Source organism: Dyadobacter bucti, from assembly GCF_005869225.1.
Taxonomy (GTDB): domain Bacteria; phylum Bacteroidota; class Bacteroidia; order Cytophagales; family Spirosomataceae; genus Dyadobacter; species Dyadobacter bucti.
The window spans coordinates 41,227-53,821 of record NZ_SWFP01000011.1; the positions used below are offsets into that span (position 1 = coordinate 41,227).

8 protein-coding genes and 1 pseudogene are annotated in these 12,595 nt (G+C 48.5%); all 9 read left to right on the forward strand.

Going from position 1 to position 12,595, the window contains the following annotated elements; translation table 11 throughout:
- Positions 1-14 precede the first annotated feature (14 nt).
- Positions 15-968, forward strand: a complete 954-nt coding sequence (locus FBF61_RS28920) for a carbohydrate kinase family protein (RefSeq protein ID WP_138484080.1) — start codon at positions 15-17, stop codon at positions 966-968.
- Positions 965-1,792: a class II fructose-bisphosphate aldolase gene (locus tag FBF61_RS28925; protein WP_138484082.1), complete on the forward strand. Its 828-nt coding sequence runs from the start codon at positions 965-967 to the stop codon at positions 1,790-1,792. The genes FBF61_RS28920 and FBF61_RS28925 overlap by 4 nt, the downstream gene beginning before the upstream one ends.
- A 22-nt stretch (positions 1,793-1,814) precedes the next feature.
- Positions 1,815-2,420 (forward strand): RNA polymerase sigma factor, encoded by a 606-nt coding sequence (locus FBF61_RS28930; RefSeq protein ID WP_138484084.1) that lies wholly within the window; start codon positions 1,815-1,817, stop codon positions 2,418-2,420.
- A gap of 167 nt (positions 2,421-2,587) precedes the next feature.
- Complete coding sequence (locus FBF61_RS28935) at positions 2,588-3,691, forward strand: FecR family protein (RefSeq protein WP_138484086.1); 1,104 nt, start codon at positions 2,588-2,590, stop codon at positions 3,689-3,691.
- 192 nt (positions 3,692-3,883) lie between these two features.
- A complete protein-coding gene (locus FBF61_RS28940; RefSeq protein ID WP_229215275.1) occupies positions 3,884-7,459 on the forward strand; it encodes a SusC/RagA family TonB-linked outer membrane protein in 3,576 nt (1,191 codons plus the stop codon).
- Positions 7,460-7,470: 11 nt separating this feature from the next.
- Positions 7,471-8,922 (forward strand): SusD/RagB family nutrient-binding outer membrane lipoprotein, encoded by a 1,452-nt coding sequence (locus FBF61_RS28945; RefSeq protein WP_138484089.1) that lies wholly within the window; start codon positions 7,471-7,473, stop codon positions 8,920-8,922.
- A 40-nt stretch (positions 8,923-8,962) separates the two neighbouring features.
- Entirely contained in the window at positions 8,963-11,143 is a 2,181-nt protein-coding gene (locus tag FBF61_RS28950; protein ID WP_138484091.1) for a PKD domain-containing protein, read from the forward strand.
- A 63-nt stretch (positions 11,144-11,206) separates the two neighbouring features.
- Positions 11,207-11,602, forward strand: a pseudogene (locus FBF61_RS28955) (FAD-dependent oxidoreductase); the annotation flags it as partial.
- Positions 11,603-11,948: 346 nt separating this feature from the next.
- On the forward strand, positions 11,949-12,581 hold the full coding sequence (locus tag FBF61_RS28960) for a hypothetical protein (protein WP_138484093.1): 633 nt from the start codon (positions 11,949-11,951) through the stop codon (positions 12,579-12,581).
- The last annotated feature ends 14 nt before the right edge of the window (positions 12,582-12,595 follow it).

Genomic DNA, 12,595 nt, shown 5'->3' on the forward strand with positions numbered 1-12,595 from the left:
AAGGTGAACCGCGTATGTTGACTCCGAAATTATTGGTTGTGGGCGAGCTGAATGTCGACCTGATTTTGAATAAAATCCATTCATTTCCTCAGGTAGGCAAGGAGATGATCGCCGATGAAATGAACATGTGCCTGGGCAGTTCTGCGGCCATTATGGCGGCAAATAGTGCTGCAATGGGCGTAGATACTACTTTCTGTGGCGTGGTGGGAGAGGATTACTTCGGTGATTTTATTTTGAATGCATTAGAACGTAAGTCTGTCAGCTGCCTGCATGTTACAAGGCTTCGGGAACATAAGACGGGCTGTACGATGATCTTGAATTTCGGGCAGGATCGTGCGAACGTAACCTATCCTGGTGCGATGGATGCGCTGACGATCCATAATATACCTTTTAGTGAACCCTCCCTTTATCAGCATTTGCACGTGTCGAGTTTATTTCTGCAAAAAGGAATCCAGCATGACATTGAGCACATTTTCAAAAATGCAAAAACCGCAGGCATGACCACCTCGCTGGACCTGCAATGGGACCCGACCGAGCAATGGGCATTCGACTATGTGCGCTGCCTGCCTTATGTGGATGTTTTCATGCCCAATGCGTCGGAATTGCTGGCGCTTACCAAAGCGGATTCCGTAGAGGGCGGTATCGAAAAGATCCGTCCGCACCTGAATACCCTGGCTTTGAAAATGGGCAGAAACGGCAGTGTGGGCATTTCCGGCGACCAGCAAGTGGCAGTGCCCGCTTTCGAAGTGGAGCATTTTGTGGATGCGATCGGCGCGGGAGATTCCTTTAACGCAGGATTTATTCAAAAATACATTTCCGGGGCATCTCTGGAAGACTGCCTGCGGGAAGGTAACCTGATGGGCGCACTCAATACCACTGCTGCGGGCGGCACAGGTGCATTCTGCAACCTGAACAAGATCAGCGAAAACATAAAAGACTTCTGGGGAATCGAATTAAGCCTGTCATGAAATTAAAGGAAAAACTACGCGAATTAACACAGCTGAAAAAAGGCTTACTGGCTACCAATTACTACGATCTGGAAACGCTTCACGGGGTGCTGCAAGCTGCCGCCGAAACCAAACAGCCTGTTATCCTGCAACTTACCCAAAGCTCCATTGACTACATGGGCCTGAAAACGGCGGTGAACCTCGGGCGAAACGGACTGGAAGAATTTGGCGTGGAAGGCTGGATCCATTTGGATCATGGCGGGTCGCTGGATTTGGTACAACGCTGCCTGGACGCGGGTTTTGATTCGGTAATGATCGACGGGAGCGAGCTGCCTTTTGAAGAGAATGTAAAGCTGACCCGCGAGGTTGTGGAACGCGCCAAGAGCTACGGCGCACACGTGGAAGCAGAACTGGGTTACGTGGCCAAACTAGGCCAGTCGCATCATACCACAGGCTTTACCCAGCCAGACGAAGCCGCTGCTTTTGTAGGGGAAACAGGCGTGGATGCACTTGCGGTAGCCATTGGCACAGCCCACGGATTTTATAAAGAAGAACCTAAGCTGGATATCGATCTGCTCCGCAAAATCGCTGACAAAACCGCTGCCACACTGGTGTTGCACGGCAGCTCAGGCGTACCCCACTCGCAGGTGCAGCAGGCGATTTCAAATGGAATCTGTAAAGTGAACCTTGCGACCGAGATTAAGAACATTTTCATGGAGTCGCTCAAATTTGAACTGGCTTACAATGAGGATATTGACCTTCGGAAAGTGTTTCCAAGGGCGACCTGCAAAATCACGGAACTGGTGAAGACCAAGCTGGAAATGGTGGGAAATGTGACGGCGTAAAACAAACCTTATTCAGAAACCTTTGAACGATACTACGAACATATCTTATCAGGTTTCGCACGAGGTATTGTGGGACAGGTTCCGGGCTGGCGACAAGCAGGCCTTTGGACAACTCGCACTCCATTACTACCAATTATTATACAACTACGGACTCAGGCTGAACAGTGATGAGGATTTCATTTCCGACTGCATTCAGGAGTTGTTTCTCGAACTTTGGGAGCGCCGCTCTTTCCTGTCAAAAACTGATTTTGTAAAAACTTACTTGCTCCGGGCGCTGCGCAATAAAATCTTCAAGGAAAGCATTCGGCTGAAACGCTTCAAGGAGCCGCTGGACGTGCCTTTTGCTGTAGAATCGGATGTTTCAATAGAATCTTACATTGTTTTAAAAGAAGAAGAAACAGCTCAGATCAGGCATTTGAATGCGGTTTTGGATACGCTCCCCAAGCGTCAGCAGGAAATCGTTTATCTGCGTTTCTACCAAAATCTTGAATTCGACGAAATCGCCCGGATCATGGGATTGACGCGACAGAGCGTGGCCAATCTGCTTCACCGTACACTCAAAAAAATCAAGGATAGTTGGGTAGTCGCTCTGTTTATTCCTGTTTTCTTATATTTTTTTAATAGATAATATCTTGTAAACCAGGTCTTTATTTGTTAGTGTAATTATTTCAAAAAATAATTGAATCGTTGTGGGTATGTAATGCAGCAAATGGGACTATAGGTTGACTCTGATCGTACGGACGCATTGGGTCACTTAAAAATGTCCATTAAAGCAGTTCACAGGCTGCTGCACCCATGCACAATTACAACGATTACACCATTGAAGATTTAGCCCGGGATGATTATTTCCGGACTTCCATGCTCCATCCCGACAGGGAATCAACCGCATTCTGGCAAGCGTGGACCGCAGCCCGTCCCGACCATCGCGACCGCTACCAAAAGGCGCGCATCATTGTCTTTACTCTCGACCAACGTTATAATGCCCGGCTTCCAACGGAGGAAGTGGCGAATAGGGTCGGACAGATCATCGGCAGGCTGGACGAAATCGACTCGGTACCTCCTACCCAAAAGCCTTTCCTTTTTCATTACTGGTGGCGGGTGGCGGCGGTTTTCGTTGCTTCCTTGGGTTTTCTTTTATGGAATCTTCAGGATTCGTTAAAACCACAAGTCAGCCAAACTGTTCCAGAACAAGCTACTCAGGTGTCGAATGCACTTGTTGCCCGGAAAAATGATACACACCATAATCAGACGCTCATTCTCAGTGACAGTAGCATTGTTACCCTCTTTCCGGGAAGTACGCTGCAATTTCCGGGAACATTCGCCGGCGAAAGTCGGAAGGTTACGCTGAGTGGCGATGCTTTTTTTGAGGTATCCCACGGTGCCAAGCCATTCCTGGTGTATGCGGGCGAAACCATCACTCAGGTATGGGGAACGCGTTTCCGGGTCACTGCATTTCCGAAAGACGATCTTGTTAAGGTCAGCGTGAAAAGCGGGAAGGTATCTGTCCACAAGTCAAGCGAATTTGAACTTCCGGCCAGTGCAGCGAGTAAGCCCGCGCCCGGTATCATGCTTACCATGCATCAGCAGGCCGTATTTGACAGAAATGACCTGCTATTGGAAAAATCCCAACTCAAAAACCTGGAAATCATTACGCAGGATACCGATTTGCGCGAGCAGGTTTTTGTCGATACGCCTGTGGCTGAGGTATTTAAAGAACTGGAAAATCTGTATGGAATTGAAATTGCATTCGACAAACACACTTTTGCCAGCTGCCGGATCATTACCTCGTTCCGCGGAGAAACACTCACCGAAAGAATAAACAGCATTTGCGAAGCCATAGAAGCACATTATGAGCCTGAGAATGGCGGGATTGTGATTCTGGGAGAGGGATGCCGTTGAGGGACAGCATACATCTAAAAAACCTGCCTATGACCTAAACCTTTTCCAGAAAAAAGGCTGATGGTGTTTGAGCCACCACCAGCCTGCTCCCGTCAACATTGTACCCTCGTACGTATGCCAATCTTCCAGGAAGATGAACGGGATTCTTTTGCCTTCAACCCTAATCAAGTCTATGACAAAACGATCAAATTTATGAAAAAACAAAGACAAGCGCTTTGGCTGGCACGTACAATTATGAAAATATCAATACATCAGCTTTTGTTGGTTTTTCTGTTCGCAGGAGTGAGCCTCGCCCGACCGGCCGATGCCCAGAATGCATTGAACCAGAAAATATCCATTCACGCAGAAAATGAAGGATTACGCAGCGTTCTGAACCAGATACAGAAGCTGGCCGATGTGCATTTTACCTATACCTCAAACCTGATTTCACCCGATCAGAAGGTGACCGTGCGTGCGCACCAGCAAGCATTGTCCAGCGTGCTCGACGAGATGCTGCTTAAAGCCGGGATCCGGTACAAGTTGCAGGGAAAGCAGATTATCCTGCAAAAGGCTGTCAATCAATCCAGACGTGAAAGCGACGAGCAGACCAACCTGCCGGAAAGCGATGCCCGTCAGGATAGAAATATCCGGGGAACTGTCAAAGATGATCGAGGCGAGGTGCTTCCGGGCGTAAGCGTGATGCTGAAAGGCTCGCAACGCGGTACACTTACCAACACGGACGGCGCCTTCGAAATTAGCGTTCCCGACGAAAATGCGACGCTAATTCTCTCTTACGTTGGCTACGTCAACAAGGAAATCCTCGTCGGAGACCAGACTACTTTTAACATTGTTTTGGAATCGGATGTTAAAATGCTGGACGCGGTAGTGGTTACTGCGCTCGGATTTAAAGAATCTGCTGATAAGCTTGGATCTACAAGCTCGAAAATTACCGATAAGAGCATCGCGGCTTCCGGCGAAACGAGTCTGCTGAATAAAATGGCTGGAAAGGCCTCCGGCGTCTTCATCGGCAGGTCTTCCGGCAGCGACCCGGGCGGCGGCTCCTTTGTGCAGATCAGGGGTGCGAGTACCTTGTCGGGTTCGTCGCAGCCGCTGTATATTGTTGACGGTGTGCCTATTAACAGCTCGGTTCATGGCGGCACCAACATTCGTGGCGTCGTGCAGCAATCGCGCGTCAATGACATTAATCCCGACGATATCGCTTCCATTCAGGTATTGAAAGGCGCTTCGGCTGCCGCACTATGGGGATCGCGGGCTGCTAACGGTGTGATCGTGATTACTACCAAAAATGGCTCATTCAATGACAAAATGCGCATTTCATTCAAATCCAGCTATTCAATGGATGAAATCAACCGCTACCACCAGAGGCAAACTGCATTTGGCCAGGGCGACCAGGGGAAATTCAATCCTGCTTCGGGAAATGCCTGGGGCGACAAGATCGAAGCCAGGGCAGGCGGTCCCGATGAGGTGAATACTGCGGGTGAGTTTTTTGAAGGTTACCAGACTGGAAAACGATACTATCCCATTATCAAGAAGAATTCGCGCGATGTTTTTGCCGATGATCAGTTTAATTCGATTTTCAGAAACGGATATGCGGTCGATAACAGCCTCAGTTTGAGTGGTGGCGGGACTAACTCCAACTACCTGTTCAGCCTGAGCGACGTGTATCAAAAGGGCGTTTTCAGACAAAACAGTGATTACAGGAGGAGCACCATCAGGCTGAATATCGAAAGCAAGCTCAGCGAGATCATCAAACTTTCCACGCACGCATCTTATGCGATGATCCGGTCCGAGCGCGTTCAGCGGTCTAACAATACGGCCGGTATGCTGCTGGGTTATTACCGGATGACGCCCGATTTTGACATCACCGATTACAAAGGCAACTATTACAGCGGCCCCAATGCAGCGCCGGTTGTAAACAGGCAGCGCTCGTACCGGAATTATCTGGGAAACAGCTCCAACCCGGTGTATAACAACCCGTTGTGGACGATGATCGAGCAGAAAAACCCAAATTCTGTGAACCGGTTTATCGGTAGCGCAGAGCTGACCATTACGCCAATAAAAGGATTGGATATCATCAACCGGTTTGGTATTGATAACTCTTCGGACGTTCGCCAAACGTATTTTCCTGTCAATTCCGCGCAGGCAGATGCGGTGAATTTGAATGGACGGTATGGTGAAGTGAATATCCTTGAAAATCAGCTCAATTACGATCTGATCGGAAGGTATAGTCACCAGTTCAACCGCAATTTCTCGGCAAACCTGATCGCGGGTTTTAATTTAAACGATCGGAAATATGCTGAGCTGGGCGGAGAAATGTCCGATTTTTTGATTGCCGACGGGCCCTGGAATTTTTCAAATGCACTGACGGTCAACAAGAATCCCAATAACAGCAAAACCTATATCCGCAGCGCCCGGGCCTATTCGGTACTTGGCTTGTCGGTTTACGATGCTTTGTTCTTTAATTTTTCTTTCGCCGGTGAAGCCGCGTCAACTTTCGGAGAAGCTTCTGACAATACTTTTTACTATCCTTCCGGCGATGTTGCCTGGCAATTTTCGAAGTTGAAACTGTTCCAAAAGGCCAATTGGCTGAATTTCGGAAAGCTGAGAGCATCTTACGGGGTGGTGGGTGTGCAGCCTGCGCCTTACCGGACGAGGACTTTGTTCGTACCCGGTAACTCACTTTACGGAAACGGATCTTACCTGCAAAGCGCCAATTTTGGAAATGACCAACTGCGGCCCGAAAGGAAAACGGAATACGAAGCGGGTGCGGATCTGAGGTTTTTAGGGAACAGGCTGAGAACCGAGATTACCTACTATCAAAACAAAACAACCGACCTGCTGCTGTCTGTGCCAACACCTAATTCAACTGGTTTTTCAAGCGCATATCAGAATGCCGGAACGATGCAGAACAAGGGCGTGGATTTTGATCTGAACTATGATGTTTTCAGAAAGAAAGACCTGACACTTTCGCTCAATTTTAACCTCAACAGAAACCGCAGTCTGGTAAATGATCTTGCCGGAGCGACGGCCGTGCAGGTGGGTGGTATCAGCGGTTATATGACGATCAATGCGCTGGAAGGTCAGCCGGTGGGCGTATTAATGGGCGGACATTATGCCCGCGACGACCAGGGTAACAAGATTTTTGATGCAAACGGTTTTCCTACTGTCAATGCAGCCAATGCCAAGATCGGCGATCCGAACCCCGACTGGCGAGGCGGGTTTGGAGCCAATCTTTCCTACAAGTCTTTCTCACTCGGATTGTTGTTTGAAACTTTCCAGGGCGGCGACTTTTTCGAAGGAACCCGAGGCGTCATGTACTCGCACGGAACGCATGAAGACGTAGGAAAAGAGGTGACTCTGAACAAAGACCTGAAAAATTTCAAAGGCACATTGATCCCAGCCGGGACTACGGTAAGGGGCAACATATCCGACCTGGGAGCAGGGGAAGTGCTGCTGGACGAATCGTATTACACGACTTTGGGCGGCGGTTTCAGCGGCTTGAAAGAACAGTTCGTCGTCGACGGAAGCTGGACCAGGCTGCGGGAGCTTTCGCTGGGTTATACTTTGCAATCCGAAGCTTTCAGAAAGGCGACCAAGCTGCGGTCTGTCGAGTTCAGACTGTCGGGCCGCAACCTTTTTCTGTGGACTGGCGTGCGCGGGATAGATCCTGATTCCAATCATACGCAGGTTTCTCTGGGAAGAGGTCTGGATTACTTTGATAACCCCGGCACGAGATCCTACCTGTTTTCTTTACTCATTAACTATTAATTAGTTACCTCATGAAAAGACTGTTTCATTTTGCTATAACGACCGTTTTTGTTTTTACAACCTCGTGTTCCAATTTTGTAAAGGACATGAATGTGGACCCGAATAATGTAACCGATGCGCCGGCGGATATGATGCTCACAGGTGCGCAGGTGGCGTCCATTAACTTCAATGGGTCACGGATCGCGATCATTTCCAATATGTGGTCGGGTTACATGACAGGGATTCAAAGGCAGTACCTGAATTATCAGAACTACCAGTACACGGCGGTGGAAACCGAAGATGCCTGGACTTACATTTATAATCAAACCTACATTCAGCTCGAAAAAGCAATCGGCAAATACAGGGAGGCGGATAATCAGCGCGGTATCGGCATTGCAAGAGTGGTTCAGGCTTATGTAATGGGTTCGGGAGCAGCGCTTTATGGCGATATTCCATTCTCTCAGTTTGGTAATCCGCAGCAATTTCCCAATCCTGTTTTCGATCCGCAGGCGAGTGTGTATGCGGGTGTTCAAAAGCTGCTCGATGAAGGAATTGTGGCGCTGGAATCGGGAAAAGGTGCGGTGACAAACAAGGCCGACATTTTCTTTAATGGCGATGCTGCCAAATGGATTGCAGTAGCGCATTCATTGAAAGCGAGGCTTTATATGGAAACAAGGGAGTACGATAAGGCTTATAGTGAAGCATTAAAAGGCATTGTAAGTCCGGCCGGTTCTTTGCTGAGTCCGCACACGGCAACTGCAGGAACGCGCAACCGCTATTATCTGCATAATGTGGAAGAACGCGCGGGCGATGTGAGCGCCAGAAATGCCTATCTGACAACCATTCTTGATCCAGCTGCAAAGACATACCGGGGTAACGCGAAAACGGATGAGACGGCGCGGTTTAATTTTTACTATGTCAATCTGGGTACTAAAGGCATTACCGGCGAAATAGAGCCCAATTACCTTTCCGTAGGCCGCGGCGATTCATTGAATGGGGCTATTGCAATGAATGCATCTTCGCCGATGGTTACCTACGAAGAAAACCTGCTGACCCTGGCAGAGGCTGCGGCCAGAAAGCCTGACTTTACTCTGGCATTAACGCACCTGAATAATTTCCGCGAGTTTATGAGCTCGGGCGGATACATTGACGCTACGTACCGGTCGAGGTACAGCCTTAAATATGACGCTTATGCAGAGGCAGATTTCACTGCCGGCGGGATTGCGAATCCGGCCAGTCTTGACAAAACGCGGGCACTTTTGGAAGAGGTTTTGGAAGAACGGTATGTCACTTTCTTTGTTAGGCTGATCGGTTTCAATGATATCAGAAGAACGCGTAAAGAAGGAATTGGTATCAAACTCACGCCTTCCACAGGCAACCGTTTGCCTGAAAGGTTCTTCTACGGGCAAAATGAGATCAACTCCAATGCAAGTACCCCCAATCCTTTGCCAAACCTTTTCGAGCCTACGGCGGTCAACAAATAAGTGAATCAATCCATTGATAGCGAGTAGTAAAGACCAAATAATGATGCATAAACAACGACGATATCCTTTGATGCCAAACTTCCGGTTTTATTTAGCAGCCATTCTTTTCTTGTCGATTTGCGGAAGCCCGGCTAGCGGCGAAACCATAATCCGCAAGGCCAAAGCTACGCTGACGCCGGTGGAAATGAACAAGGAGGATACGCTGAAATTTACCCTCCGCAATGGCGAAACCCGGACGATGGTATTGAAGGAAATTTCGTCGGACGTCATCATTACCAACCTCGGCAAACTCAGGGAAGACCAGCCGGGCGGCGCCACGCTTTACCATTTTACCTGTCAGGTTCTGATCGACGGGCATCTGATGAAAATGGAGCGTTATGTAGGTTCGCAGGAAAGCTTTTATGAGCCTTATGTGATCAATGGAATGCGGATCTGGTTCGACGGGGTGAACACGATCGGGCAGATTATCAAGGACGAGCACGGCGGAAAAAGCAGCGAATCCGTGCCGCACAAACACGCGCGTTTTGCGGTGACTGACATGACCAGCCGCATTGCGCCATCGAAACTTTACCCGATGTTTCCCAGCAGCGAAAATTTCCTGCGTATCTCAAACAGCTACAACGGCGACGATTGCTGGATGGGTGCTTACAACGGGTTTGAGCTGCACGGCGGCCTGGATCTGAACAATCCTTCGGGTACCCCACACTTTACGCCGTTTCCGATCGATGACCATTTCTTTGTTTTCAGTCTGGAAAAGGGCGATAACAACAACCGGTGGCGAGGCATTCATACCTGGGAAAACGGTGATCAGTGGAGCATTCAGAATCACCACATGCTCAACCTTCGCATCCCGGAGCATACGCCCATTGGCGCAGGCGTGTATTATTCGGACGGGGCGGGGGTGCATGTAGGTAATAACAACCATTCGCACTTTGTATTTCGGGTCAAAACAACAGAAAATGAGTCGGAGATTTTGCTCGATCCGTGGATTTTGTTCTGGCAGACTTTTGAAGATAACCGCGAGCGGGCCGGTGAAACCAAAGCGATCATCGGTCCGCTACGTCCGGGGAAGACAGGGGCAGGGGTTTCGTTTATTGGTGAAAAATCGCGCAATGAATACAAAACTGCTGGCCGGGAGCTGTTGTACTACTGGACATTCGGCGATGGCGGCACGGCAATCGAAAAGAATCCAAAGCACGTTTTCGTAAATCCTGGCATTTATCCGGTGACGCTTTTGGTAGACGACGGCGTTGCCCGCAGCAGCTTTACGCAGCATATCACGATTGATGGCCCGAATGGAAATTCTGCGTCAAAAGTAACCCCTGCATTGGCATGGGCCTGCGGGGAAGAGCCTTCGTTCAGAATCCGCCCGGCGCATGTCATGGATGTGTATGCATTGGATAGAAAATTTATCCCAAATTCACTTCACTTTCTAGCCCGGCCAACGAGGCCGCAGCCTAATGCAAAAACGGTCGCGCTGGTGAATATTGGCAAAGGTGTATTTGAGAAAGTCAATGCGCCAAAGATTGAGTACCTGAGCGGAAAAGGCTGGCTAAATCTGGAAGCGGAAGGGCAGGGGAATGAGCAGAAATTGAAGGTTTTCGTCAATGCGACTGGTCTGGGTGCCGGCGTTTACAGCGCTCGTATACGCGTGGAGGTTCCGGGCAGCGTGAATGCAGTGCAATATATTATGGTAAACCTGACGATCCCGACTTATCCTCCAGCGCACAATGAAACCGGAAACCTCAAACGCGAGATCGTCGACAATGCGGATGTGCGTGAAAACCGGTTTTACAGTACGCCTTACTTTTGGGTTGCGCCGCAGTTTAAAAGATGGAAGGAAAAAGGGGTCGGTGATCTATACCTGACCAATGGCGGCAGGGCTGCGGAAGGCGAATTTGTGAGGTTCAGGCCGGATCTGGCGGCAGGTACTTACGAGCTTTTGTTCTCAGAGCAAACCCCTTTTGACCCGCAACTCCGCGCAACTGCAAATGGGAAAAAATACCCGGTTGATGGTAAACTGAATGCGGTACCGAGGTTTAAAGTGAAGGTTTATTCCAAAAGAGGCGAACAGGAAATCTGGGTAAAGCCAACTGCGTCCCTCTCCATTGGGAAATTTGAGTTCCTGGAAGGAATGGACGGGTATGTGGATATTGTCAGCGAAGGTTCGGAAGGGCAGGTGCTGGTTGATGCGATTATTTTCAGGAAAATCCAGGAGTAGAGATTGAACCCATTATTGATAGAAATGAAAAAACAGTTAATGTATATAGCTGCGCTGATTTTGATGTGCAGCAATGCAAGCTTTTCCCAAAAACAAAAAACACAATCCGCGGACGTGATTATTTACGGAGGAACTTCTGCGGCGATAACTGCTGCGGTCCAGGTTAGCAAGTCTGGAAAAACCGTGCTCGTCGTTTCCCCTGACAAGCACCTGGGCGGGTTGTCCGCAAGTGGGCTGGGTTTTACGGATACAGGTGACAAATCAGTGATCGGCGGTCTGGCCAGGGAGCTTTACCACCGCTTATACCTGCATTACGACAAACCCGGAGCATGGAAATGGCAGAAAAAGGAGGAGTATGGCAACAAAGGTCAGGGGACACCTGCAATGGATGGGACTGAACGTACGATGTGGATATTTGAACCGCACGCGGCGGAGCAGGTTTTTGAAGATTTTGTCAAAGCAGGATTTGGATTATGAGAAGTTGAGAGAGCAGCTTTTAAAGATAAACAGAAGTTAGAGCTTTAAAATGTTCTTTTTTACTTGCTTCCCATTTTATACTATACATCAGTAACCGTCATTCTGCACAAATTCCGGGCTGCTGGTAATTACCGCAATAGCCACTATACTGATGGCAGATGAAATGGTGTTCAGACGTTGGTGGCAGAGAACGGTCGTGTTATTAATTTACAGCATAGACCTTCCGAAACATTTGAATTTTAGACTTGTTTTGCACTATTTTAACAGGAATTCTTTGCACAGGCGGGTGTAATTTACCAACTTGCCCACTACAAAACAGCTAATCTAAATGAAAAGTAAAACAGTTTTAATTTCCATAATTCTGACCAGTTTGTTTTTTGCATTTAATAAGTCCGGTAAAGCAGATACCATTCATGAAAAGCCTATTTTTCAAGCTGATACTGCTTCAACTGCACAGGAAACAGTCAGAAATCTCGTTCCAGACTCTATTGATCTGAGCAAACTTCCGTTCAGCGAAAAGGAGCTGGCCGCATTTCCCGTTTTTAGCCCTCCGTCTGATATAGTCCCTCTGAATAAGCCCCTTACCCGCGATTTCGACCGGTTGTTTTTCCCAACGCGAGAGGGGATGATTCCTTTGGAAGGAAAGGTTTACAAAGCGTTTTTAACGAGTGTCACCGGTAAAGAGTGGTCTTTGCCGTATTTTGAAAAGAGCTACAAAGACGTGATCACAGCGGCGGGAGGCATTCTGTTATATCAGGCAAAAGTACCGCAGAAGGAACTCGACCGTATCAAAGACGAAGCTACCTATTTCGGTGAAGAAGGTTCGATCGATTATACCAACAATGTGGTGAAAGTTTATGCCGTTCGTAGAAAAGAAGGTGATCATCTATTTATTCAACTCTCAGGATACAGCGCGGGAGGATCAATTCAGATTCTGCAATTACCAAAGACGGAGAAGTAACGTTGAAATAGGGC